Source organism: Streptomyces sp. NBC_00029, from assembly GCF_045160505.1.
In the GTDB taxonomy this organism is placed as follows: domain Bacteria; phylum Actinomycetota; class Actinomycetes; order Streptomycetales; family Streptomycetaceae; genus Streptomyces.
The window spans coordinates 460,315-484,685 of sequence record NZ_CP108292.1; the positions used below are offsets into that span (position 1 = coordinate 460,315).

At 72.7% G+C, this 24,371-nt stretch carries 21 protein-coding genes and 3 pseudogenes; 12 read left to right on the forward strand and 12 right to left on the reverse strand.

Features of this window, described 5'->3' with window-relative positions; translation table 11 throughout:
• The first annotated feature begins 33 nt into the window (after window positions 1-33).
• Complete coding sequence (locus OG753_RS02290; RefSeq protein WP_327260385.1) at window positions 34-852, forward strand: VOC family protein; 819 nt, start codon at window positions 34-36, stop codon at window positions 850-852.
• Between the two features lie 275 nt (window positions 853-1,127).
• On the opposite strand, the gene OG753_RS02295 is transcribed toward OG753_RS02290, so the two are convergent.
• On the reverse strand, window positions 1,128-1,709 hold the full coding sequence (locus OG753_RS02295) for a dihydrofolate reductase family protein (RefSeq protein WP_327260386.1): 582 nt from the start codon (window positions 1,707-1,709) through the stop codon (window positions 1,128-1,130).
• Between the two features lie 709 nt (window positions 1,710-2,418).
• Here OG753_RS02295 and OG753_RS02300 point away from each other — a divergent pair.
• The 3 genes from OG753_RS02300 (at window position 2,419) to OG753_RS02310 (ending at window position 4,187) form a co-directional block, all read left to right on the forward strand.
• Complete coding sequence (locus OG753_RS02300) at window positions 2,419-3,306, forward strand: ricin-type beta-trefoil lectin domain protein (protein ID WP_405786891.1); 888 nt, start codon at window positions 2,419-2,421, stop codon at window positions 3,304-3,306.
• Between the two features lie 149 nt (window positions 3,307-3,455).
• Window positions 3,456-3,989 carry a hypothetical protein gene (locus OG753_RS02305; RefSeq protein ID WP_327260388.1) on the forward strand — a complete coding sequence of 178 codons (534 nt, stop codon included), beginning with the start codon at window positions 3,456-3,458 and terminating at the stop codon, window positions 3,987-3,989.
• Between the two features lie 24 nt (window positions 3,990-4,013).
• Window positions 4,014-4,187: a DUF1905 domain-containing protein gene (locus OG753_RS02310; protein WP_327266631.1), complete on the forward strand. Its 174-nt coding sequence runs from the start codon at window positions 4,014-4,016 to the stop codon at window positions 4,185-4,187.
• A gap of 103 nt (window positions 4,188-4,290) precedes the next feature.
• Here OG753_RS02310 and OG753_RS02315 read toward each other — a convergent pair.
• Window positions 4,291-4,761, reverse strand: a pseudogene (locus tag OG753_RS02315) (DoxX family protein); the annotation flags it as partial.
• Between the two features lie 173 nt (window positions 4,762-4,934).
• Between OG753_RS02315 and OG753_RS02320 the strand changes: the two are divergent.
• Window positions 4,935-5,630, forward strand: a complete 696-nt coding sequence (locus OG753_RS02320) for a hypothetical protein (RefSeq protein WP_405786892.1) — start codon at window positions 4,935-4,937, stop codon at window positions 5,628-5,630.
• Window positions 5,631-5,823: 193 nt separating this feature from the next.
• Here OG753_RS02320 and OG753_RS02325 read toward each other — a convergent pair whose 3' ends face one another.
• Both OG753_RS02325 and OG753_RS02330 read right to left on the reverse strand, forming a co-directional pair.
• Window positions 5,824-6,372, reverse strand: coding sequence for a hypothetical protein (locus OG753_RS02325; protein ID WP_327260390.1), 549 nt, complete (start codon window positions 6,370-6,372; stop codon window positions 5,824-5,826).
• 424 nt (window positions 6,373-6,796) lie between these two features.
• Window positions 6,797-6,925 (reverse strand): annotated as a pseudogene (locus OG753_RS02330) (NADP-dependent oxidoreductase); the annotation flags it as partial.
• A gap of 26 nt (window positions 6,926-6,951) precedes the next feature.
• Here OG753_RS02330 and OG753_RS02335 point away from each other — a divergent pair.
• Window positions 6,952-7,218 (forward strand): annotated as a pseudogene (locus OG753_RS02335) (zinc-binding dehydrogenase); the annotation flags it as partial.
• A 52-nt stretch (window positions 7,219-7,270) separates the two neighbouring features.
• Window positions 7,271-7,510: a hypothetical protein gene (locus OG753_RS02340; RefSeq protein WP_405786893.1), complete on the forward strand. Its 240-nt coding sequence runs from the start codon at window positions 7,271-7,273 to the stop codon at window positions 7,508-7,510.
• Here OG753_RS02340 and OG753_RS02345 read toward each other — a convergent pair.
• Window positions 7,498-9,588, reverse strand: a complete 2,091-nt coding sequence (locus OG753_RS02345) for a SpoIIE family protein phosphatase (protein WP_405792504.1) — start codon at window positions 9,586-9,588, stop codon at window positions 7,498-7,500. The genes OG753_RS02340 and OG753_RS02345 overlap by 13 nt on opposite strands.
• A 303-nt stretch (window positions 9,589-9,891) precedes the next feature.
• Window positions 9,892-10,293, reverse strand: coding sequence for an MmcQ/YjbR family DNA-binding protein (locus OG753_RS02350; RefSeq protein WP_327260393.1), 402 nt, complete (start codon window positions 10,291-10,293; stop codon window positions 9,892-9,894).
• Between the two features lie 74 nt (window positions 10,294-10,367).
• Between OG753_RS02350 and OG753_RS02355 the strand changes: the two genes are divergently transcribed.
• Together OG753_RS02355 and OG753_RS02360 are read left to right on the forward strand one after the other, a co-directional pair.
• Window positions 10,368-12,503 carry a DUF4139 domain-containing protein gene (locus tag OG753_RS02355; protein ID WP_405786894.1) on the forward strand — a complete coding sequence of 712 codons (2,136 nt, stop codon included), beginning with the start codon at window positions 10,368-10,370 and terminating at the stop codon, window positions 12,501-12,503.
• A 7-nt stretch (window positions 12,504-12,510) separates the two neighbouring features.
• Window positions 12,511-14,076, forward strand: coding sequence for a mucoidy inhibitor MuiA family protein (locus OG753_RS02360; protein ID WP_405786895.1), 1,566 nt, complete (start codon window positions 12,511-12,513; stop codon window positions 14,074-14,076).
• 153 nt (window positions 14,077-14,229) lie between these two features.
• On the opposite strand, the gene OG753_RS02365 is transcribed toward OG753_RS02360, so the two are convergent.
• Both OG753_RS02365 and OG753_RS02370 read right to left on the reverse strand, forming a co-directional pair.
• On the reverse strand, window positions 14,230-15,399 hold the full coding sequence (locus OG753_RS02365) for a nuclear transport factor 2 family protein (RefSeq protein WP_405786897.1): 1,170 nt from the start codon (window positions 15,397-15,399) through the stop codon (window positions 14,230-14,232).
• Window positions 15,400-15,489: 90 nt separating this feature from the next.
• The gene (locus tag OG753_RS02370; protein ID WP_327260397.1) at window positions 15,490-15,717 is read right to left on the reverse strand and encodes a hypothetical protein; all 228 of its coding nucleotides are present in this window, start codon (window positions 15,715-15,717) and stop codon (window positions 15,490-15,492) included.
• A gap of 150 nt (window positions 15,718-15,867) precedes the next feature.
• On the opposite strand from OG753_RS02370, the gene OG753_RS02375 reads away from it, so the two are divergent.
• Entirely contained in the window at window positions 15,868-16,683 is an 816-nt protein-coding gene (locus OG753_RS02375; RefSeq protein ID WP_405786898.1) for a hypothetical protein, read from the forward strand.
• 82 nt (window positions 16,684-16,765) lie between these two features.
• Here OG753_RS02375 and OG753_RS02380 read toward each other — a convergent pair whose 3' ends face one another.
• On the reverse strand, window positions 16,766-17,647 hold the full coding sequence (locus tag OG753_RS02380) for a GyrI-like domain-containing protein (RefSeq protein ID WP_405786899.1): 882 nt from the start codon (window positions 17,645-17,647) through the stop codon (window positions 16,766-16,768).
• 230 nt (window positions 17,648-17,877) lie between these two features.
• Between OG753_RS02380 and OG753_RS02385 the strand changes: the two genes are divergently transcribed.
• Entirely contained in the window at window positions 17,878-18,993 is a 1,116-nt protein-coding gene (locus tag OG753_RS02385; RefSeq protein WP_405786900.1) for a serine hydrolase domain-containing protein, read from the forward strand.
• A 39-nt stretch (window positions 18,994-19,032) separates the two neighbouring features.
• Here the strand turns inward: OG753_RS02385 and OG753_RS02390 are convergent, their stop codons facing one another.
• Entirely contained in the window at window positions 19,033-20,781 is a 1,749-nt protein-coding gene (locus tag OG753_RS02390) for an AMP-binding protein (protein WP_405792506.1), read from the reverse strand.
• A 118-nt stretch (window positions 20,782-20,899) separates the two neighbouring features.
• A complete protein-coding gene (locus OG753_RS02395; protein ID WP_327260402.1) occupies window positions 20,900-21,562 on the reverse strand; it encodes a TetR/AcrR family transcriptional regulator in 663 nt (220 codons plus the stop codon).
• Window positions 21,563-21,724: 162 nt separating this feature from the next.
• Here OG753_RS02395 and OG753_RS02400 point away from each other — a divergent pair, with 162 nt between their 5' ends.
• Entirely contained in the window at window positions 21,725-22,762 is a 1,038-nt protein-coding gene (locus tag OG753_RS02400; protein ID WP_405786901.1) for a medium chain dehydrogenase/reductase family protein, read from the forward strand.
• Window positions 22,763-22,779: 17 nt separating this feature from the next.
• Here OG753_RS02400 and OG753_RS02405 read toward each other — a convergent pair whose 3' ends face one another.
• Window positions 22,780-24,333: an alpha/beta fold hydrolase gene (locus tag OG753_RS02405; RefSeq protein ID WP_327260404.1), complete on the reverse strand. Its 1,554-nt coding sequence runs from the start codon at window positions 24,331-24,333 to the stop codon at window positions 22,780-22,782.
• Between the last annotated feature and the right edge of the window lie 38 nt (window positions 24,334-24,371).

Consider the following 24,371-nt stretch of genomic DNA (forward strand, 5'->3'; position numbering starts at 1 on the left):
GTCCCCCCAGAACGGCAGATGAGGCTGACAGCTGTGTCGACTTCGAGCCACGAGATCTTCGGTGCCCCGTGCTGGGTGAGCCTGCTGGCCCGGAACCTCGAATCCACACGGCGGTTCTACGCCGGCGTACTCGGCTGGGACTTCCGCGCCACCCACCTCGAAGCCGGCCTCACGGTCGCGTTCCGCGACGGCGCCCCCGTGGCGGGCATCGGCTCACTCGGCGGGAGTCCCGGCGCGCCGGTGGTGTGGACGCCGTACTTCGCCGTCGAGGACGCCGACGTGACCGCCGCCCGGGTCGTCGAACGCGGCGCCACCATGGCGGTCGGTCCGCTGGCCTTCGGCACCGGCCGCATCGCCCTGGCGGCGGATCCCGCCGGGGCCGTCTTCGGGTTCTGGCAGGGTGAGGTCGTGCCCGACTGGTCGGTCGGCCGGGGCAGCGCGCCGGCGTGGCTGGAGCTGCGGACCCGGGACGCCTTCGCGGCGGCCATCTTCTACGGGGAGGTCCTCGAGTGGGCCGGATCGCGTCCCGGCTGCTGCGCGGTCTCCTACGAGCACGCCCACGTCGTCCTGCGTCACGGACACGACACCGTGGCCCGCATCAGCGGTGGCGCGCTCGAGGAGGCGCCGGATCCCGAGGTGCGCCCCCGGTGGCACGTCCACTTCCGCGTGCCGGACCTGGAGGCGGTGGCCGACGCCGCGACCCGGCTGGGCGGCAGGGTCGCCTCTCCCGTGCAGACGTCCCGGATGAACCGCTGGGTCGTCCTCGCCGATCCGGAGGGGGCGCTCTTCACCGTCGTGGCTCCGCAGGACGGGGTTCCGGTACGACTCGCGCAGCCAGGTACGCGCGGTTGACGGCTGACGGCGTCTTCGAGGCCGGCGTGGGTGGGCAGGGTGCAGCGGCGGGTACGGCCGAGCCGCCATACGCCCGCCGCGGCGGTTGAGGGACTGCGCGGGGCCGCTCGGTGCTGCCGCCCCACATCACCCTCGCACGATCAGGAGCTCTGATGGGAGGGCGGCCGATATACGACGGCAACCGGCAACCAGTGAGGGCGCGGACCGGCGTCGGCTGCCCGACCGGGGACAGCGATGCGCTCACGCGGCCTTCGTCGCCTACCCGCTCATAGGGGTCAACGGCGCACCCGATAGCGCAGGTGAAGCACCCGGTCGCCCTGAATCACCACGTCAGGATCCTCCAACAGGTGCTGCGCGTGGACCGACCCGAAGTATCGCTTGCCCGACCCGAACACGACGGGTGCGACGTCCATGCGCACCTCGTCGATCAGGCCCGCGGCGAGCACCTGGCCACCGACGTCGCCGGCGGCGACCTCGACCAGGCGGTCACCCGCAAGCTCCTGGGCCTTGGCCACGGCTGCCTCGATGCCGTCGACGAAGTGAAACGGCGCCTCCGGATCCCAGCCCTCGGGCGCCGGCCGGTGCGTCACGACGACCACGTGGTCGATCCCGCCCGGAGGCTTCCCGTCCCAGCCGTCCGTGATGTCGAAGACGTGGCGGCCGACGACTGTCGCCCCGATCCGATCCCAGTACGGCCGGGTGTAGTCGTAGGACGTCTGCGACACCTTCAGCACACCGCTCTCGTCCAAGGGGACGTCACCGCTGGTCAACCAGTCGAACAGCGGTCCGGGCTGGTCATTCTCGTCCGCGACGAAGCCGTCCACCGACACCGTGCTGTACATGACCACCTGGCCCACGGGGCTCTCCTCTGCTTTGGGGTGCCCCCAAATTAGCGCGCCGTGAGCTGTCGCTCTTGTAAGGAATCACTCGGCCGGATGCGGCGAACTGTCCGGCACGTGGCCCGGATGTCCGCGCAGGAACCGCCGCCGTACTTCGACGTACGAGGTCGGCCGCAAGCCCGGTGAACGTCCGGAACCCGGGGCCGATGTGGGCCTGGTCGAAGCAGCCTGCGCCACCGGCGAGGTCGCCCCGGTCGACCGACCCTGCGGGGTTGATCGCGAACGCGGTGGCGGCGAAGCGGTAGATGCGGGCCAGCCGTTTCGGCCTGACGCCGACGCCGGATTGAGCTGTCGCCGAGGGGCCAACTCGGTTGCCCGCCTGCACCTTTGACGCACCGCCCTATCATTCGTTCGATTCCCGCCCCCTGCCGTCGCAGGGCCGGCGGGAGGCGATTCTTGATGAGAGGGCAGCGAACACTTGCGATGGACAGGCAAGCACCGGAAGTCCATCGTTGCCGCGGCGGTCGCGGTGGCGATCGTGGGGGTCTCCAGCTGACTTCGAACGCCTTCGGCACGGAGGACTCCGCCACGTACAGCAGTGACGGGACCGTCTTCGAGAACTACAGACCGGCTACACGATCAAGTTCTACGACCAGAAGCCCGCGGACTGGCTGGCCCCGTACGTGCAGCCTCCGCCGCCGACCTGAGGCGCATCACCAACCTGCCGGTGACCGTCGATCCGAAGCCGGTCGGCTGGGACTACGTCAGACCAGAGGGCGAAGTGATCATCGGGGTCCTGCACCGCCCGTGCGTCCCGCCGGCCGAGGGCGGCAGCATGGGCAACTCGGGCTGGAAGGTGGTCCGCGACGGGTCGGGCAGCGCGAACCTCAGCTGCGGCTTCACCAGCTCCTCCGTACCCGCCACCGTGACCAGCGGAAACGCCTACATGGACGACGAGTTCTTCACCTCGGCCGGCAAGCCGACGGCCGCCATGGGCGAGACGTACATGCGCAACCACGTCAGCCACGAGCTCGGGCACACACTGGGCCTGACGCACGCCAACCGCAGCCTGGCCAAGAGCGACTGCGTCAAGGGGACGGACTCCGGCCAGTTCCCGGCCATGTGCTCCCCCACGCACGCCTACCAGGACAGGCGCGCGGACACCTACGTCCAGCAGTTCGACGTCCAGGGGCTGCGCCGCCTCGCCGCCGGCGCCGGGGCAGCGCTCTCCCCGCAGGGCAGGGTGAGCGGCATCGGAGCCAAGTGCCTTGACGTGAAGGGCGGAAAGGCGGCCAACGGTACGCAGATCCAGCTCTACGCGTGCAACGGCTCCGCGGCCCAGTCGTGGATCCTCGGCAAGGACGGCACGTTCCGCGCACTCGGCAAGTGCCTGGACAACGCGCGCAATGCCGGCACCCACGGTAACCGGATCACCCTGTACGACTGCAACGGGTCCGCGGCCCGGCGTTGGTCCGTGAACGCCAAGGGGCAGATCGTGCACGTGACTTCGGGCAAGGTCCTTGACGTGACCGGCGGTGCGACCGCCAACGGCACGGCCGTGCAGCTCTACACGGCCAACACGAACAAGCGTCAGATCTGGGTCACACCCAAGTAACCGCAGCGCATGTCGCGTGCGCCGGGCCGTTCGGCACGGCGCACGCGACCCGCGGCGCGTGGTGGACCGAGGGCCGCCCAACCGCTGTTAGGGTGTCATGAGCCCATCAAGTTGGGCTTCTCACATACTGACATTCCAACGGGGTTGACGTGAAGCTTCGCCATGTCCGCGCGGTCGCCGTCTTCGGTATCGCAATCTTCGCACTCACCGGAGCCCGTGGCTCCCACGGCGGCAGCTGCGGCGGCAGCAGTTCCGGCTCGGGCTCCAGCGGGTCCAGCAGTTCCAGCGGGAGCACCACCGGTGGCAGCAACCACGACAGTGACAGCACCAGCGGCAGCACCAGCACTTCGGGCGGAACGTCCGTCACCGGCGGGTCCAGCAACAACAAGGCCGAGCGCGACATCAAGATCGACGCCTGCAAGATGGACCCCTCGGGCAAGAACCTCGTGGCCAAGATCACCGTCACCAACACCGGCTCCGTGGACTACACCTACAACATCACCATGAAGTTCCGCGGGGACGCCGCCTCGGCCGCGAGCTCCGCCCAAGCCAAGGTCACCGGCCTCACCGTCAAGGCGGGTGCGTCGCAGCAGGCCGAGGCCACCACGCCGTACACGGGCAAGGGCAACGGCAGCGAGTACAAGGAATGCGTCGTCGTCAGCGCGTCGAAGAGCGCTCTCTGAGCCGTTCGCCGATCCCGTTCGCCGATACCCAGGCGCCCCCTCTCCGGTCAGACCGGGGCGGGGGCGCCGTCGTGCGTCCTCGTGGCGCTGGGCGACGGCCGCCACGAGCTCCCGGTGGACGCGGAGATCCGCAGGGCCGTCGGCAAGGAGGAGGGCGTCGCGGTGACGGTCCGCCCGCTGGAGCGGGTCACGGACTGACGCGGGCCCGGGCCCGGGCCCGGGGCCGGCCCCGTCGGCCGCCCTCGGGGGAAGCGACGGGGGTCAGACGCGGACCGGTATCGGTGCGCACCGGCGCAGTGGCGCGGCGCCGCCGGTGGAGCAGCGCGTCGAGGGACAGCGCGGGCGCGCCGGCGAGGAGCAGCGGGGTCCAGGCCAGCAGGTAGATCAGGTCCGCGCCGAAGTAGTACGGGGTGGTGGACCAGCTCATCGTCAGCCACAGGCTGAGCGAGATCAGTGCGCCGCCGAGGGCCGCGGTGCGGGTCAGCAGACCGACCAGGGCGCCCAGCCCGACGGCCAGTTCCCCGGCGGCGATCGCCATGGCGAAGCCGACCGGGCGGGTCAGCGCGAAGTCGATCATCCCGGGAACGGCAGCTGCGTCCCGCACCGCCTCCATCTGCTGCCCGATGGAGCCGTCTCCGGTGGCGGACAGGAACGCCGGATCGGTCAGTTTGTCCAGACCCGCGTAGACGAACGTGACGCCGAGGAAGAGGCGCAGCGGCAGGAGTGCGTGCTCGGAGGCTCTCGCGCGGAGGCCTGTGGAAGGCGTGTTCATGCCCCTCACACGAGGGACCTTGCAATCCGGTTCGACCGTGGGAGCCGTTTTTCACGGGGATCCCGACGGCTCCCTTCCGCTCCGGGCCGTCGTGCTGCTGCCGGTCTCGGCCCTGCACCGCGCTCGTCGCCGGCGCCGTGTTCTGGCGGGCGGCGCGCCGGTGGCGCGCAGCGGTGCTGCTCTCGTGCGGGGTGCTGCTCGCCGGGGAGCAGGCCACGATCGTGCGGGCGAACCTCTCCCACGCCGACTGGCGGGACGCGGACTCCGTCACCGTCGGCGCCGTGGTGACGGTCGTGGCGGCGTTCGCGGCCGGGCTTATGGGGATGCTGATGCACGGCCGGCCGGCCTTCCCCGCCGCGCACGGGCAGGCCCCGCGGATGGACATACCGGCCGACGAGCGGCGCATGTGGCTCGCATACACCGAGAACCGGTGGCTGTTCCTGCTCTCGGCCGTCGCCGGGGTGGTCGCGCTGGCTGCTCTGCTCGTCGGGCTCGGCGGCCTGACGGAGCCGATGTGGCTGCTGATCCTGCCGTTCGCGTTCGTCTCGTTGACGGTGCTGGCCTGCTCCTCCGTACGCGTACGGGTCGCCGAGCACGGTCTGGACGTGGCGTTCGGGCCCCTCGGGTGGCCGGTGCGGCGCTGGGACGCGGCGGACATCGAGTGGGCCCGGGCCGAGATCCGGACACCGGCGCAGGTCGGGGGCTGGGGCTACCGGCTGAGCGGGCTCGGCACGACGGTGATGCTGCGGAGCGGCGAATGCCTGGTCGTCCGGGCCGGGGGCAAGGACTTCGCGGTGAGTGTGGACGGCGCCGAACGGGCTGCCGCCCTGCTCAACTCCCTGGCCGGAGCACGCACCGAGCCGACCTGAACCGCTCTCGGCCCCACCGGCCGGCCGGGGTGCGCAGACCGAGGAGGGCACGGGGGTACGGGGGTAGGGGGCACGGGTGCGTCCTCGCGGGAAGGGCGGTGCGTCCGGCGACCGGAGCCGTCCGCACCGCCCGCCTGAGCGCGACGGCCGCCTCGTGGGTGGGGACCGGCCCCCTCCGGAGCCGGTCTCCGGATCAGTGGAACAGCATGGACGCGTCCCCGGCCGGGGTGGTGACCGATCCCGGACACAGGAAGCTGCCCGAGGCCTTGGCGGCCGTGAAGGCCCGGTTGACGTACTTCAGGCTCGTCGCGTCGCGGTCCCACACGATGCCCGTCGCCTTGTACCGGCAGGAGATGAAGCTCTGCCGGCCGGTGATGTCGATCAGATCGGTCCGCGCCGTGCCCGCGGCGTCGTCGAACGTGAAGGCGGGGTTGTTGTTGAGGGAGGCGCTGATGCCGCCGCCGCAGGCCAGATTGCCACCCGGGGCGTTGATCGTGGTGCGGTCGACCGTGAGAGCGTTCGGGGGAAGGGCGCTGGTGCTCGCATTGGTCCAGCTGCAGCTGTTGCCGGCGACCACCATCACGCCGTCGACCTTCTGGTCGGCGGCCGAGGCACCGGATCCCTGCGCGAGGGCAGTGCCGGTACCGGTGAAGGCCGCCGCGACGACGAGCGTCGCGATGCCGGCGAGGCGTGAGATACGGGTGGTGCGGGCGCTGCGGATGTGGGGCGTGACGTGCTTCATGGTTCGCTCCTCCATGCCACGTACTGGTGGGGGTGGGCGAGGCGCTGGGCCTCACAGAGTGTGCGGAGTGCGTGCCGGGAGAGTCCCACAGGCGTCATGAAGTGTCAGGAGCCTGTCAGGGCCATGCCAAGATTTGGCCGGAAATACCACCCGGGTCCCGACCCGGGTGGCCGCCCGGCTCCGACCCGGCTCTGCCCCGGCTCCGACCCGGCTCCGACGTGGGAGCTCCACGGCCGGCCTCGTCCGGCCCCGCGCCTACGGTGACCGCAGCGGCGCAGCGGCCGAGTCCGTGGGGCCGGTGGCGCTGGCGGGCCCGGTGCGTTCGATCAGGGCGACCTGGGCTTGTGGTGGCAGGGCGCGGCCGTGGGCGAAGGCGGCCGCGAAGGCCTCCTCCCCCAGCGCCTCGCGGAGGCGGGCCTCCGCCGCCCACCGCCCCGGCCGCGGCGGAGACGAAGACGACGTCGCCCTCCCTGACCGGCGCGGTACGGGTGAGCGCTGCGTACGCGGTCAGGACCGTGGTGCCCAGCACGCCGAGGCAGTCGGACGGCGAGGCGCATCGCCGGTCGGTTGGCACGGCAGTTGGGCGCGTCGCGGGTCGTCGGCTCGGCCGGCGGCTCCCACAAGACGAAGAAGCTGTTGGACGTGTTCGGCTACGACGCGGCCGTCGACCACCGCCTGGGCGATCTGCCGGGTCAGCTCGCCCAGGCCGCCCCCGAGGGCATCGACGTCTACCTCGACGCCGTCGGCGGCGACCACCTCCGGGCCGCCATCGGAGCGATCCGCCCCGGCGGGCGGATCGCGATGGTCGGTGCGATCAGCGGCTACAACGCCACACGGCCCGCCCCGGGGCCCGACAACCTCTTCCGGGCCGCGGCCCGCGAGGTGACCCTGCGCGGCATTGCTGGTCTCCAGCCACTTCGACCTGTTCCCGGAGTGGATCGGCACGGCGGCCGCCCGGCTCGCCGACGGCACCCTTCGTACGGAGGAGACCGTCACCGACGGGATCGAGCGCGCGGCCGAGGCCCTCCTCGGGGTGCTCAGCGGCGCCGACACCGGCAAGATGCTGGTCCGTCCGGGCGCGGAACACGGAGCGCCGAAGGCAGCGCGGACGGGACCCGAGGCGGGTCAGCGGGCGTGAGGACCCGGCGGATCCGAGGCGGCGTCGGGCCCGTCGGTGCGCAGCAGCAGGAGGGCGATGTCATCGGTGCGGGGAGCGTCGCGGTGGGCGTGCTCGATGAGTTCGTCCGCCAGCTCGGCGAGCGGGCGGCTCCCGGGGGCGTCGGTGACGAGGGCCGCGACCGCCCCGATGGCCTCCTCGATGTCCCGGCCCGGAGCTTCGACGAGCCCGTCGGTGTAGAGGGCGAGGAGGTCGCCGGGGCCGAAGGGGATCTCGACGGCGGTGTACGAGGCCTCGGGGTCGATGCCGAGGAGCAGGCCGGCGGGCAGGTCCAGCATTCCGGCCGTCCCGCCGGGGTGGCGCAGCAGGGGCGGCGGGTGGCCGGCGGAGGCCAGGCGGGCGGTGCGGCCGGCGAGGTCGATGTGGATGTACAGGCAGCTGGTGAACAGTCCCTGTTCCAGGTCGGTCACGAGCCGGTTGGTACGGGAGAGGACCTGTTCCGGGGGTGCGCCGGCGCCGGCGTGGACGGCGGTGCGGACCTGGCCCATGAGAGCGGCGGCGTTCACGTTGTGGCCCTGTACGTCGCCGATGGCCGCCGCGACGGTGGTGTCGTCGATGCGGATGAGGTCGTAGAAGTCGCCGCCGATGTCGAGGCCGTACGCGGCCGGCAGGTAGCGGGCGGCCACTTCGAGGCGGGGGACGCGGGGCAGGGTGTGGGGCAGGAGGCCGGTCTGCAGACTGCGGGCGAGCTGGTGGGTGGCGTCGTAGAGGCGGGCCCGGTCCAGCGCCTGCGCGATGAGACCGGCGATCGAGGTCAGGACGGCGCGCTCACCGGGGGCGAAGGTGCGGGGGTGGCCGTAGGCGAGGACGAGGGAGCCGATGGGCCGCTTGGACGCGATCAGGGGCAGGAAGGCCCAGGCCGCCATGCCCTCCTCGATGGCCGCGTCCGGGTGGGCGGCCAGGAGCTCGCTCACCTCGCCGAAGAACAGGGGGGTGGCGGTGCGCAGGATCTTGGTGATGGCGGTGTCGGCCGAGACGGGGGTTCCGTCCAGGGCCGCCAGGTGTGCGGCGGAGTACCCGCGGTGTCCGACGATCCGCACCCGCCCGTCCTGCTCGGCCAGGAGGGCCAGGGCGTGCGCTCCCAGCGACGGCACGATCTGGTCCGCGGCCTTCTCCACGACGTCCTGCGCGTGGGCGGCCTCGGTGAGGGTGGCGGCCAGCAGCATGAGCGGGTAGAGCGCGGTGGCCCGGCTGGGCGCGGTGTCCTCGGGAGCCGCATCGGGGAAGAACTCCGGCGGGCCGGCCCGGTCACTCCCCGTGGTGATGCGGACACTGATTCCCGTGTTGTCCGGGTAGAGGTCGAAGCACAGCTGCTGCCCGGTGGGGCGTCCTGCGGTGAAACTCCGCGGCAGCCGGCTCATCGCCGCGGCCCGGTAGTGGTTCTCGATGGTGGGGGTGTCCATCCAGGGAAGGGCCTCCCACGGCAGGGCTCCGAGCAGGCTGGATACGGGCGCACCGAGCAGGTCGGCCGCCTCGGGGGTGATGAAGGTGATGGTGCCGTTCAGGTCGAGTGCGCAGTTGCCGCCGGGGAGGCGCCGGACGAAGGCCTTGGTGGCCGCGGCCTCGGCCGGGCCGGGTGTGGGGGGCGGGAGCGGTCGCAGGACGACCGGATGCGGCGCCGGCCGCAGCGGCAGGCCTTCGCCGGCGGCCCGGAGCAGGATGCGCGTGAGCCGGCTGCGGGCCGATTCCAGGGCCCGGCGCTCCCGGTGGTCGAGGTCGGGTCCGTGCGAGCCCGGCCACAGGAACACCAGCCCGGCCCCCGTCGGCTCCGGGGCCCGGTCGCCGGAATCCGCGCTCAGCGGGACCGCGGCGAGCGCGAAGTCGTACGGGAGGACGAGGCCCAGGCGCGGGTAGTGGCGGGCCGTGTCCTCCTGGCCACCGAGCCAGACCAGCCGGCCGTCGCGGACGGCGTCTGCCACCGGGATGGGGTCGTCCAGGCCGACACGGGACCAGGGCGCGGCGAACTCGCGGGAGAGTCCTGAGGTCAGGGCCAGGTGCAGCACGCGGCGGACGGGGTCGGGGTCCGGCAGGTAGAGCATGCCGATGGACGCTCCCGCGTCGGCGCAGCCCCCGACCAGTGTCTCTCTCAGCGCTCGCCGGTCGGCCTTCTGATCGCGCCGCGGAACCTTTCGCACGTCACCATCGTCCCCCCATACCCTCCCCCGCGTCGGTTCCCGCCCGTCCCGGCGAGCCCACGGCAGCCGCTGGGAGCCGACGGACGCCGGTGGGGCCCACGGGGAGCCGACGGAGCGTCTTGTGTCGTCGCGAGCCGCGAGAGCCCTCGAGAGCCGCCAGAGGCCGACGCAAGGCCGCAGGAGGCCGACGCGAGGCCGGCCGCGGCGTCACCCCGGGCCCGCGGGCAGGTCCGGCGACGCGAGCTCGGGGTGGACCTGGAGCAGCCGGGGCGGAGCGGCCTGGCGCCAGGAGTCGACGACGATCGCACGGAGCTCGTCGATGTCGTCGAGCGCCGCCAGGCGCGCCCGCACCCAGGCGAACGACGCCTCGTGGTCCGCGACCCAGAACTTCCCGGGCTCGGCCCGGACCAGCTCGTCGCGCTCCTCCTTCGGGCAGCGGACGGCCAACGAGGTCTCGTCGTCGGGCAGGGTCAGGAACATCTTCCCGGCGACCCGGAAGGTGGGCATGGCCCAGGCTTCCTTCTCGGTCGTCTCCGGGAGGGCGAGGGCGATTTCACGGGCTTCGTCGGACGTGCTCACGCCCCTGACCGTACGACAGGCCACTGACATCCGGCCTCGACACCTCGCGCACGCCGCTCGGGCGTAGGCTTCGACCGGAACGAACTCAGCAGGGGGCGGAGTACATGACGGTGGATCCGGCACAGAGGTGGAACTCGACCCTCGATTCGGTCGTGGTGTACGCGCAGGGCGCCCTCTGCCGCCGTCTGGTCAGGGGCATCGTGCCGCCGGACGGGCGGGTGCGCGTCACGGGCCTGCCCCGCTCGCTGGACCCGGGCTCACTGCGGGCCGCCGTGCTCGGCGCCTCCGGGGTACGCGTCACCGAGGCACGGGTGGAGGTCGAGGCCGGGACGCCCGGCACCGGCTCGCCCGACGCACTGCGACGTGAGGCCCTGCGCCTGCGGGACGCGCACGCGGCGGCGCAGGGCCGCCGGGACCGACAGCTGGGCCTGATCGAGGAGGTCAGGGCCCTGCACCCGGTGCCGCCGGTCCGCAACCCAGAGGACCCGCACCGCCGCACCGCGGTCGATGCCTGGCTGGAGCTCGCCGACTTCGTCGACGGCCGGCTGGCGGCACTGCACGCCCGCCTCGTCGAGCTGGAGGAGGCGCTGCGCGACGCCGAGCACGAACTGGGCATCGCCGTCGACCGGCTCGCCCGCGCCTCCACCGACGCGCCGTCGGCGCACGTGGAGACCACGGTCTCCGCCCTCCTGACGCTGGACGGCGCCGGTGCCGCGGAGGGTGACGGGGAAGTCGAACTGGAGCTGGAGTACGGGGTTCCGGGCGCCGTCTGGGTGCCGGCCTACCGGCTCACGCACCGTCAGGGGGACGGCGACGGCCGCCTGGTGCTGCGTGCCTCGGTCGCCCAGCGCACCGGTGAGGACTGGACCGGCGTGCGGATCGCCCTGGCCACCGCCGACCTGCGGCGCCGCACCGACCTGCCGAAGCTGCGCTCGGTGCGCGTCGGACGCCGTCAGCCCGCCCCCGCGCCGTCCGGCTGGCGCGAGCCACCGGCGGGTCTGGGCGACCTGTTCACCGGGTACGAGGCGGCCGGCCGCCGCCGCCAGGTCCCGACTGCCGTGCCCGCGGGGCTCAGGGTCGGCTCGGCAGCCGGTCCCGTACCGCCACCGCCGCCGCCCGCTCCGGCGCCCGCCCTCGCCCCTCCGTCGATGCCCTCCGCGGCTCCGGCACCGCAGGCCTACGGCGCCCTGCCGGTGCCCGGCGGCACGTACGGCGCGCCCCCGCAGGGGTTCGGCGGCGCGCTGCCCGACTTCGCTCAGCCGGCACCCGCGCCGCCCGCGCCCCCACGGTCCGCCGCCCGGCAGCGGGGCGGCCCGGGGGCCCCCGCGGGGCCCCCGGCCCCCAAGGCGCCCGCCGCCCCCGGCCGGGCCGCGCCCCCTGCGGTACCGGAACCGGCCGCCGGACCGCCGCAGCCGAGCGGCGCCGAGCTCGACTACGCCGGCCTCGTCCTGTCCGGGCCCGAGGAGCCGGGCGGTCGCAGGGGCCGCCTGTTCCCCGGCTCCCCCGTGGACCCGGCGGCGGCCGAACACCGCCGCCGCGCCGAGGCCGTGGGCTCACTGCCCCTGCCCGGGCACGCCGTGCGCCCCCGAGAGTCGGCGGGCTCCTTCGACCACCGTTTCGATGCGGCCGCTCGCGCCGACATTCCGTCGGACGGCACCTGGCACACCGTCACCGTCGGCGAGATCCCGGTCGGTCTGCGCACCGAGTACGTCTGCGTGCCGTCCGTGGAACAGACCGTGTACGCGACGCTGGTGCTCTCGAACGCCACCGGTCAGGCACTGCTGGCCGGCCCGGTGGAGGTCACCGTCGACGACGACTTCCTGCTGACGGCCGCCCTGCCCACGCTCGCACCCGGCGGGGTCCGCCGGGTGGGCCTCGGGCCCGCCGAGGGCATCCGGGTCACCCGTCGTACGAACCTGCGCGAGTCGACCTCGGGTCTGCGCAACAACACCACCGTGCTCGACCACCACGTCCACGTGGAGCTGGCCAACCGGCTCGCGGCGCCCGTCACCGTGGAGGTCCACGAGCGCGTGCCCGTCACCTCCGATCCGGACGTCCGGATCGAGGAACGCGCAGCCTGGACGGCCCCCGAGGTGGGCGAGGGGCCGGAACACCATGTCTCCGGCACCCGCATCTGGCGGGTGGACCTGCCCGCCGGCGCCACCACCGCCCTCGACGGCGGCTACGAGATCCGCATCCCGGCCGGCAAGGCCCTGGTCGGCGGCAACCGCAGGAGCTGACACCACCATGCCCACGGCCCCGAAGCCGATCGCCCTTCCCGTCACCGCCGTCACCTGTCTGGAGGACCGCGCCCACATCGAGCGCGCCCTCGTCCTGGACCTGGAGGCGGGGGTCCAGCGGCTGCGTCTCGGACCGGTCAGCGCGCTGGCGGTCGACCGTACGCTCCACGCCGAGCTGACCGCCGATCACCCGGCCACCGTGCTCGACGCACGGATCGTCCGCAGCTGGGAGCCGCGCGGACCGCGGCCGTCCGCCGACGACGACTCCGTCCTGCGGCACCGTGTGCACACCCTCGAGGAGGAGCAGGTCGCCCTGGGCCGGCGCCGCGACCGGCTGCACGTCCGCCTCGACGTCCTCGGCCGCCTCGCCGCGGATCTGCTGCGGGAGATCGGCGAAGGCGCCGGTTCCGGGGAGGCCGACGGCCCGCGGTGGGGCCGCGAACTGGACCGCGTGGACAGCGAGCGCGACACGTACGGTGAGGAACTGCGCACCGTGAACGCGCGCTTGGCCGCCCTCGCCCTCGAACTCGGCGAGACCCGGCGGGCCATGGACCTCTCCGAGTCGGAACCCGCCGAACTGGTGGGGCACATCGAGCTGACCGTGGACAGCACGGCCTCCGGTCCGGTCCGCCTGCGCCTGAGCCACCTCGTCCCGTGTGCGTTGTGGCGACCCGCCTACCGGGCCGTGCTCGACGGGGACGCGCTGACGCTGGAGACCGACGCGATGGTCTGGCAGCGCACCGGCGAGGACTGGTCCGACGTACGGCTGACCCTGTCGACGGCCCGGTCGGCACTGGCCACCGATCCACCGCGGCTGGGCGAGGACCGCCTCACGCTGGGCGACCGCACCCCGGCGGAGCGCCGTACGGTCGATGTCGAGCTGCGCGAGGAGGAGATCGCGGATCTCGGCCCGACGGCCGCCGTACTGGGCCTGCCGGGGGTGGACGACGGCGGCGAGGCGCGGGTGCTGCACTCCCCCGTACCGGTCTCCGTGCGCGGGGACGGCCGCGCCCACCGGGTGCCGCTGTCCGCCTTCACGACCGCCGCGGACCGCGAGTACGCGTGCTCGCCGGAGCTGTCGCCGCTGGTCACCCAGGTGGTGTCCTTCGACAACCGGTCCGGCCACGCGCTGCTCGCCGGCCCCGTGGACCTGGTCCGCGGCAGCGGATTCGGCGGACGCGGCACGCTGGACTTCGTCGCCCCGGGCGCACGGGTCGAGCTCGCCTTCGGCAGTTGCGACGACCACAGGGTGGTCCGCCACGCCGAGGAGTCCCGCGACACGGCAGGGTTCACCCAGCGGACCGTGGTCACCCGGACGGTGAGGCTTCACCTGTCCCGGTTCTCAGCCCCCGGGGACGAGGGCGACCGGGTGGTCGTCCTCCGGGAGCGGATCCCGGTCTCCGAGGTCTCGGCGGTGGAGGTGCGCCTGCGCACGGAGGCCTGCTCGCCGGCGCCGGCCGCCGTCGACGCCGAGGGCATCGCCCGCTGGGACGTCACGCTCCCCCCGGGCGGCCGCAGGACGGTCACTCTGGTCTACGAGCTGTCGGCGAGCGCCAAGGTCGTCGGACTGTGAGCGGTCGGGACGTGACCGGGCCCCCGGAGACGGTCACCGGCCCCGGGGACCAGGCCACCCGGTAGCGCGCCCGCTGCCTTGAGCGGCGCCGTCGGCCGCGGCCCTGCCGTGGCCCCGGCCCTGCCGTGGCCCCGGCCCTGCCGTCGCGCCGGCTCAGGGGTGGCGGTGGTAGGCCTTGTTGGCTATGCGCCAGGTGCCGTCCACGCGGGTCAGGAGGAAGACGTCGGTGAAGGTGTCCGCTCCGTGCGCGAGCGTCATCGTCGCCGTGGCGACGGTGCCGTGGACGTCGAGGGCGTCGATGCGGCGGGAACGTGCCGCTTCGTCCGGGGCGGCCCGGCCGGTGAAGAGGGCGCAGTACTCCTCCAGCGTCCATGAGACGAAAGCGCCGTCGCGGATCCCCTCGACGTGGGCGGTGGGCAGGAACGCGGCACGGAAGTGGGCGGGGTCGCCGGTGGCGTGCCCACGGACGTAGGCGCGCAGCGGTGCGAGCACGGCGTCCTCCGCGGCGGGGACCGTCGCGGCGAGGGCGATGTCGGCCTCGGGGCCGACGCGGGCGTCGGTGAACGCGGCCGCGCTGCGGAGGGGGCTCGTGGACGCGGCGGCGAGCAGGGCCATGTCCTTGGCCAGCGCGCCGATCGTGAACTCGGCCGGGGCGGCTGCCGCACGGTTCCCGAGGAAGGAGCGCTTACGGGCCACCAGCCGGCCGAGCGTGCCGAGTTCGAGCACGTCGAGCGCCTGCTCCCGGGTCAGGCCGAGGGCGTCGGCCTGCCGCAGCGAGTCCCGCAGGGCGAGAAGACCGCCGGCCAGGCTGTGGTTGGCGATCAGTTTGAGCGCGGCGGCGGTGGAGGCGTTCTCGATACGGCGCACGGTGCCCAGCAGGTCCAGTACCGGCAGGACACGGTCGAGGGTGCCGGGCTCGGCGGCGGCGAGGATCTGCAGGGCACCGGCCCCGGCGGCCGGCACGGAGCCGAGCAGGGGTGCGTGGACGTAGGCCGGACCGAACCGCCGGGCCAGGCTCGCCGCTTCGACGGGGGCGATCGTGCCGGTGTTCACCACGATCGTGCCGGGGCGCAGCGAGGCGCGGACACCGTCGAGAACGTGCCGGCAGGCGGGACCGTCGAACAGCGCCAGGAGCACGAGGTCGGCCTTCGCCACGGCCTCGTTCGGATCGCTGCTCGTCGTGACGGCGCCCGCGGGCCGCCCGGAACGCGTCCAGCCGATGACGTCGAGGTCGTGGCCGGCCAGCCGGGTCGCGATCGCGCCGCCCATGCGCCCCAGGCCGAGGACGGCGATCGTGTGCGGTGTGGAAGTCATGCCGCCCATCCTGCGATCCTGCAAGGCCTGCGACAAGCGCAGGCTTCGCAGGGCAGCCATGCGAAACACGCATGACTGTCCGGCGGGCCGGCTCGCCGATCAGGCGACCTCCTGGCGCTCGGGCGCCTTCCGCGTCTTCACCCCGGCGAGGACGAGCGCCAGCCCCACGGCGACGATGCCGAGGTAAGCGGCGGACGGAAGGTCGACGACCTTGTGGATCCAGCCCCACTCCGCGCCGAAGAAGACCTGCGAAGCGAAGCCGATGAGCCCCTGGGCTCCTATGACGTAGCCGATGCTTTCGACGGTGTATCCGATGGTTGTTCTCACGGATCAACCCTCTCGCGACGCAGCCGCAGGATCGTCCTCCGCAGGACCGAAAACGCAGTAGGCCGAAGGATGCAGCGCGATCCCCGTATGCGCACAGGAGAGTTGCGCCACGACGAAACGATCCGCACGCCGTGCACATATCCTGAGCCGATGTACGAGACCTCAGCGGCCGTGGCGACCGCCTGCTGGCCGCTCGCCTCGTCCGCGGAGACCGACGGGCTGCGGGAACTGGCCGACGACGACGGGCTCACCGGGTTCATGCCGCCGGCGCTGCCCGATGCCGCCTGGGTGCTCCACTCCATGTACGAACACGAACTCGGGCCCTTCGCCATGTCGTACGTCGAGTACCAGCGGGCCTTCCTGAACCGCAAGAGCACCGAACCCGAGATCATCCCGGGCCTCGACCCCGCGGAGGTCTTCACGGATCCCTCGAACACCTTCGCCCCGTCCAGAGGCGAGCACCCTGGACCACGCTGGCACCGCCTGCGCTGGTCAGAGCTCGCCCGGCGGACCGGAGATCCCGTGGCCCCCGAGGGACATCTGCCCTGCTACATGACGTTTCCCTCGCTCCGCGAGCCGGGCGGCTGGCCGCTCGGCATCACCGGTGCGTCCGAGGGCAGCCTGGACCGTGCCGACTGGAACCGGCTGATCGAGATCCTCACCGAGCACAGCCCGCAGGGCGCGGACACCCGCTGCCTCGCCTACTACACCCCGCTGGGCCAAGGGGCCGAGGAGTTCGAGAACCTGCACGTCCGGGCGGGCCGGCTCGGGGACGCCAAGGCCCTGTACGACCACCCCGACGAAGGCGGGTGGACCCCGTCCAACTTCTGGGCCCACGACCGGTCCTGGGTGCTGTGCACGGACTACGACTTGTGGGCCACCAAGCTCGCCGGCCCGACCCCACTCGTCGAAGCCCTCCTCGGCGACGCGGAGATCGAGGCCGTACGCCTGCCCTGGGCCCACTGAGTCGACCGCCGGCCGCGACCGGCCGATCGCGCCCGCGGCCCATGGCTTCGGCCCTGTGGGACCCGCGTTCACGTACCCGCGTTCACGCCCCGGCGCTCGCGCCGGACCGCTCGACCGGGATCCACAGTTGGGAGTCCGTCTCCGTGCCGGGCTCCACGGGCTGCGTCCGCAGGAGTTCCGGACCCGGGCGGCTCGTGTACGGGTTCGAGGGGAACCACTGCGTGAAGACGTCTCGCCACAGCTCCTGGAGGGCGCTCGGGTAGGGCCCGTGGTTGTCGAAGACCGCCCAGGTCCCGGCCGGTACGTCGAGGGCGTCGAGTTCCTCGGCGGTCGCTCCGGCACCGGTCACCACGCCGATCCAGTAGTCCACCTCGGTGCCCTCCTCCCGGCTGTCGGTCAGATGGACCGCTGCTGACAGGATTCCCTCCGGCTCCTGGGCCGGCAGTTCCTTCATCCGGACGATCGCCTGCCGGTCCAGGCTCTCCAGGTGCGCCGCGGCTGCTTCGTTGACCCCCTCGTGCACGAGGGGGACCCGCGCCTTCCTGCCGACGATACGGAACGGCTCCTTCTCCACGATCCGGTACCGCATGGCCGTACGCCCTTCGACGACGACGCGGAAGGACATGCGCGGCTGTGCGGTGAGCACCGCACCCGTACGCCGGGCCTCGCCCGGACCGATGCCGTGCACCGACCTGAATGCCCGGGCGAACGCCTCGCCCGAGCCGTACCCGTACCGCACCGCGACATCGAGCAGCGTCAGCTCCCCGGCCAGCACGTCGGCCCCGGCGAGCGTCATGCGCCGGCGCCGCACGTAGACGGGGAGCGGCATCCCGGCGAGCGTGGAGAACATCCGCCGGAAGTGGTACTCCGACACCGCGGCGATCCGGGCCACCTCCGGGATGTCGACCTCCTGGGTGAGGCAGCCCTCCAGGTGGTCCAGCGCCTGATTCAGCCGCTCCAACACGCCTATCCGCCCTTCCTCTTCCTGCGCCTCCCCTTGCAGGAACGCCCACCGTGCCGACCAGCCACAGGAGCAGCAGCGGCCGGCACCCGAGCCTAAGCCCGGGCCGTTCACCGCGCGCGGCCGTCGGGCCGCCCAGCCGGAGCAGAAACCACCTGGTCGGGCCCCGCCCTACAAAACCCGCGCGGGAATGGTCGGGCAGGAGGCCCCGGCATCGCCCGAGGCTTGCACCCATGACCGATATCAACGGAATGTGCGAGCCGCGGTTCGCGGCGGTCCGTGAGGCACTCGCCGCTTCACTGGCCAAGGACGACGTGGGGGCCTCGGTCGCCGTCTACCTCGACGGCGAGCCGGTGGTCGACATCTGGGGCGGGTACGCCGATGCGGAACGCTCTGTCGGCTGGGAGCGCGACACCCTCACGGGGGTGAACTCCACGACCAAGAACATGGTCGCCCTGTGTGCGCTCGTCCTGGCCGACCGGGGCCAACTCGACCTGTCAGCGCCGGTCGCCGCCTACTGGCCCGAATTCGCCGCGGCCGGTAAGGAGAACGTGCTGGTGCGGCACGTGTTGTCCCACACCGCGGGACTGCCGGACCTGCCCGGGCCGACGTCGGTCGAGGACCTCTACGACTGGGACAGTGTGACGGCCGGGCTCGCCGCGCAGGCACCCCAATGGGAACCGGGGAAGGCCGCCGGATATCACGCGCTCACCTTCGGGTTCCTCATCGGTGAGATCGTCCGCCGGATCACCGGCCAGAGCCTCGGCGAGTTCTTCGCCGAGACCGTGGCCGGGCCGCTGGACGCGGACTTCCACATCGGGCTCTCCGCCGAGCACGATCACCGTGTCGCCCCGCTCATCCCGCCGCCGTCACTGACCGACGAATACGCCGCCGGCGCGCCGGCCGGACCGGACGGCGTGCCCCGGGAGATCACCGGTGCCGTGATCCGGGTCGGGGACACCAACTCGGTGGCCTGGCGCCGCGCTCAGATCCCTGCGGTGAACGGATTCGGCAACGCCCGGTCCGTCGCCCTCGTCCAGTCGGTGCTGGCGAACCGGGGAACGGCCGGCGGCGTGCGGCTGCTGTCGCCCCAGGGGTGCGAGCCCGCCTGGCAGGAGGTGTTCCGCGGTGAGGACCGCATCCTGAGGACGCCGATGTGCTGGACGGTGGGCTTCGGCAGGTTCGGCAGCACCTTCGGCTGGGGCGGCTGGGGCGGCTCGCTGGTCGCGAGCGATCCCGGCTCGCGCATGACCGTGGCCTACGTGATGAACCAGATGATCGACCGCGACCGGCAGGAGGACGACCGCGGCCCGGAGATCCTCATGGCGGCGTACAGCGGACTGCACTGACCACGACCACGCCCGGGGGGGCCGGCCGAGGTGCGCCCGTCAGGCCCCGCCTGCCGTGGCCGCCTCCCCCGCTTCCTCCGCCTTCCCTGCTCCCTTCGTCTCCCCCGCCTCCTTTGCCTCCTCCAGCAGACGGGTCGCCATGGCGCGCATCTCGATCTTGCGGATCTTTCCGGTGACGGTCATCGGGAACTCCTCCACGACGTGGACGTAGCGGGGGATCTTGAAGTGGGCGAGCCGCCCCGCGCAGTACGCGCGGACGGCGTGGGCGGTCAGCGGCTCGGCCCCCTCGCGCATCCGGACCCATGCCATCAGCTCCTCCCCGTACTTCGGGTCGGGCACCCCGATGACCTGGACGTCCATCACGTCGGGGTGGGCGTGGAGGAACTCCTCGATCTCGCGGGGGTAGAGGTTCTCGCCTCCCCGGATCACCATGTCCTTGATCCGCCCGGTGATGCTCAGGTAGCCGTCACCGTCCATCACGGCCAGGTCGCCGGTGTGCATCCAGCCTTCCGGGTTGACGGCCTCGGCGGTCTTCCCGGGCTCGCCCCAGTAGCCGAGCATCACGGAGTAGCCCCGGGTGCACAGTTCTCCCGGGGTGCCGCGGGGGACGGTCCGGCCGGACTGCGGATCGACGACCTTGACCTCGAGGTGCGGGCCGACCCGGCCCACCGTGGAGACCCGGCGCTCGACCGAGTCGTCCACCCGGGTCTGGGTGGACACGGGCGAGGTCTCCGTCATGCCGTAACAGATGGAGACCTCGGTCATCCCCATGCGTTCGATCACCTCGGTCATGACCTCCACCGGGCAGGGAGAACCCGCCATGATGCCGGTGCGCAGGCTCGACAGGTCGTACCCGTCGAAACCGGGGGCGGCGAGCTCGGCGATGAACATGGTGGGAACCCCGTAGAGGGAGGTGCATGCCTCCGCCTCCACCGCGGCCAGCGTCGCCGCCGGCTCGAAGGCAGGTGCGGGGATCACCATCGCCGCGCCGTGGCTGGTGCAGGCGAGGTTGCCCATCACCATGCCGAAACAGTGGTAGAAGGGGACGGGGATGCACACCCGGTCGCGTTCGTCGTATCCGCACAGCTCGCCCACGAAGAAGCCGTTGTTGAGGATGTTGTGGTGCGAGAGGGTGGCCCCCTTGGGGAAGCCCGTGGTGCCCGAGGTGTACTGGATGTTGATCGGATCGTCCGGGCTCAGTGCGGCCTGCACCCGCGCCAGTGCGGCCGGATCGGCCCCGTGCCCGCCTTCCAGCAGTGCGTCCCACCGCGGGCCGTCGAACAGGACGGTGAACTCCAGCCCCGGGCAGCGCGGCCGGACCTCCTCGATCATCGCTGCGTAGTCGGAGCTCTTGAAGCGCTCGGCCGCGATCAGCAGTCGGATACCGGACTGCCCGAGCACGTACTCCAGTTCGTGGGAGCGGTACGCCGGGTTCACGGTGACCAGGATCGCCCCGATCTTCGCGGTGGCGTACTGCACCAGCGTCCACTCGGCGCGGTTGGGCGCCCAGATGCCGACCCGGTCGCCCCGGACGATCCCGAGGTCCAGCAGTCCGAGGGCGAGGGCGTCCACGTCGGCGGCCAGCTCGGCGTACGTCCACCGGCGGCCGGCGGCCACGTCCACGAGGGCGTCCCGGCCGGGGAAGCGCCGCACGGTCCGGTCGAGGTTGTCCCCGATCGTCTCGCGGAGCAGGGGGACTTCGGAACTCCCGGACGCACGACTCGACGCTGTGGACACACGTACCTCCTGCTTTCGCTGCGGCGATGACGGCCAACGCGCGCCGCCCATGATCCCTTCCCGGCGGGCTGCGGCACCAGACATGCGGAGGACGATCCGTGACGGAGCCGGGCCGACGGGGCCCGGCCCGGTCGGCTCCGGGCCGACGGGACCCGGCGCGTACGCCGTTTCACCCGGCGACCAGGGCCTCCACCTCGGCCTCGAAGAGCAGGGCCGGGTCCAGGTCCATGCCGTTGAAGTGGCCCGCCAGTTCCAGGGACAGCGCTCCGTGCATACGGCTCCAGAAGGCCAGGGCCAGCCTCAGGGCCGCCGGCGGGGCGTCCGGGTGGCTCGCGGCCCACTCGCGGTGGGCGGCCAGGTGGTCCTCGAGGGCGCGGGACTGCGCGTCCTGGGCCGGCCCGGCCCCGGCGCAGGCGTCGAGCAGGACGGCCATCAGCTCCGCCGCGATCGCGGTGATGTCCTGCGGCGCGTGATATCCGGGCACCGGGGTCCCGTAGGCGAGGAAGTACCGGTGCGGGTCCTCCAGGGCCCAGCGGCGCAGTACGTGCGCCAGGCCGGCGAGGCCGGGGCGGCCCGCTCCCCCGGCGTCGGCCTCGATGAAGGCGTCGGCGAGGCTGCGGTAGGCGTCGCGGACGAGTTCGGTGATCAGCTCGTCGCGGTTGGCGAAGTACCGGTACAACGCCGGCCCGCTCATGCCCATCTGCTTGGCGATCGCGTTCAGGGACAGCGCGGAGGCGCCGGATCCGGCGATCTGCTGCCAGGCCTTCTCCTTGACCTCCTCGCGCACCTGCTGCCGGTAGCGCTCACGGGGGGTCTTCGTCGTTCCGGTCACGCCGGACCGCCTCTCGCCGCTCAAACATCATTGGTTAGAACCTATCACCATCGACATAGCCACTCACGAACGGACGGGCAGCGCTCTTGACATGACCGAGAGAGCCGTTCACTCTGGTTACAGCTTCTAACAAACACAAGAAGTCCAAACACACCGGAGGTCATGATGACGAACACCGTGGAGCGGGTCGAGATCGTTCTGCCCGGCAAGGTCGAGCCGGAGGGCCTCCAGCTGCACCGCGGTCCGGTCCCGGCGCCGTCGGCCGGGCAGGTGGTCGTCGCGATGGAAGCGACGGGAGTGTCCTTCGCCGAGCAGCAGATGCGGCGCGGCCGGTACTACGACCAGCCGCCGTTCCCCTTCGTCCCCGGATACGACCTGGTCGGCACAGTGCTGGCCGTGGGCGCCGACGTCGGCCCCGCCCTGCTCGGCAAGCGCGTCGCGGCCCTGACCAAGACCGGGGGCTGGGCGAGCCACGTCGCACTCCTTGCCGCCGACGTGGTGGAGGTGCCCGACGGCGTCGGCCCGGTGGACGCGGAGACCGCGGTCGTCAACGGCATCACCGCCTGGCAGATGCTCCACCGCAAGGCCCGGGTGCGCGCCGGTCAGACCGTCCTGGTCCACGGCGCCAACGGTGGCGTCGGCTCGATCCTGGTCCAGCTGGCACTGGCCGCCGGCGCCCGTGTGATCGGCACCGCCTCCACCCGCCACCATGACGGGCTGCGCGCCCTCGGCGTGACCCCCATCGACTACCGCTCCGGCAACGTCGCCGCACGGGTACGGTCCCTCGCGCCCGGCGGCGTGGACGCGGTCTTCGACCACGTCGGCGGCGACGGCATCCTCGATTCCTGGCGCCTGCTCGCCCCCGGCGGCACGCTCGTCTCGTACGGCAGCGCCGCCACCCGCGACGACGAGGGCTCCGGGTCGTGGCCGGTGCTCAAGCTGCTGGGCCGGGTGTGGGTGTGGAACGCGCTGCCCAACGGCCGCCGCGCCTACTTCTTCAACGTGTGGGCCGGGCGCGCCTACGCCAAGGGCCGTTTCCGGGCGCGCCTGCGCTCCGACCTCACCCAGGTGTTCACGGCGCTGCAGCGCGGTGAGATCACCGCCAGGGTCGCGGCTGAGATCCCGCTGGCCCGCGTCGCCGAGGCGATGCGCCTGGCCGAGTCCGGCACGGTCGCCGGGAAGGTCGTCCTCGTCCCGTGACCCGGTCGCCGGGCACGTCAGGAGAAGGGGATCCGGTCCGGTTGGCAGACCGTGCCGGGCGGCGGGAGGGTGCCGTCGACGAAGTAGCGGCTCTCGTAGTTGTTGATGCAGGTGCTGGAGTTGTTGAAGAGCGCGGTGTGGCCGTACCCGTTGTTGGTGAGCAGCCGGGCGTCCGCCAGTTCCCCGGCCATGGCCCGGGCGTCCGAGTGCGGTGTCGAGGGGTCGTAGGTGGTGCCCACCACCAGGACGGGATTCGCCGTGGGCTTGTTCCACGGGCCTTCGTAGCGGTTGGCGGACCGGACGGGCCAGGTGGCGCACGGCTCACCGGACCACGTCCAGTACCGTCCGGCGTCGCCGGCGCGCTGGGCACTGTCCTCGGCCAGACCCTCGTAGACGGCCGGGTCGCGCGGGTTGGGACTGTCGCCGCACCACACGGCCGCCGCCTGCTCCTCACCGAGGTACGGATTCGGGTTCGCGACCGGGGGCGGGGGCGGGTACTGGGGCCGCTTCGGGGTGCGGCCCTGCCAGAGGTCCTGGAGCCGGGCGGCCAGATCGGTCCAGCCCGGGTTGACGATGTAGAGGCCGCTCACCGTGTCGGCGACCGTGACGGCGTACGTCCACGGGCCCACGGGGTGCTCGCGCAGCCGCCGCATCAGCTGGTCGAACTTGTCTCGGGTGGCCTCCGGGCTGCCGGCCGAGAAGGCGCAGCGGGCGGCGCCGGCGGATCCGCACAGGTCGAGGAACTTGGCGATGGTCGCCGCCGCGGTGCGGTCCGAGCCCATGCGCAGGAGGGTTGTGGTCCGCGGTGCGTTCGACGAGGCGTTGTTCGTCCAGGCCAGCGGGTCGATGTTGCTGTCGAGCACCATGGCCCGGACCTTGTCCGGGAACAGATTGGCGTACGTGGCGCCCAGGATGGTCCCGTAGGAGACGCCGAGGTAGTTGAGCTGCGGCTCGCCCACCGCCCGGCGGAGCAGCTCGAGGTCCTGGGCGGTGTCGGTCGTCGACACGTGGCGCAGGAGGTCGGGGTCGCGCTTCTCGCAGCGCCGGCCCAGGTCCTCGTACGCGTCGATCCAGGTGGTGCGCTCCTTTGCACCCACCGGGAAGCCGACCGGTTTGTCCGCGCCCCACCCCCGGGCCTGCTCGGGGGTGTCGAAGCAGTTCACCGCGGTGCTGTTGCCGATGCCTCTGGGGTCCCAGCTGACGATGTCGAACCGTTCCCGCAGCTCCTTCGGGAAGGAGTCGTAGTTCTGCGGCACCTGCACGGTCCCGGGGCCGCCGGGGCCTCCGGGGTTGACGAACAGCGTTCCCACGCGTTGCGCAGGGTCGCCGGCCTTGCGGCGGACCACGGCCAGGTCGATGGTGCGGCCGGCGGGGGCCGCGTGGTCCAGGGGCACCTCGGCGGTGGCGCATTCGTACGGGCTACCGGGTTTGCAGGGGCTCCAGTCCAGCCGGGGAACGGTCTGCGAGGGCGACGGCTCCGCCCGGGCCGCTGCGAGGTCCGGTGCGACGAGCATCGAGGAGCAGACGGCCGCCACGGCGAGGGCTGCCGCACGGCGGCGTCGACCGGGCACCGGTCGACGCCCCGGCCGACGTCCGGATGCGGGTCCGG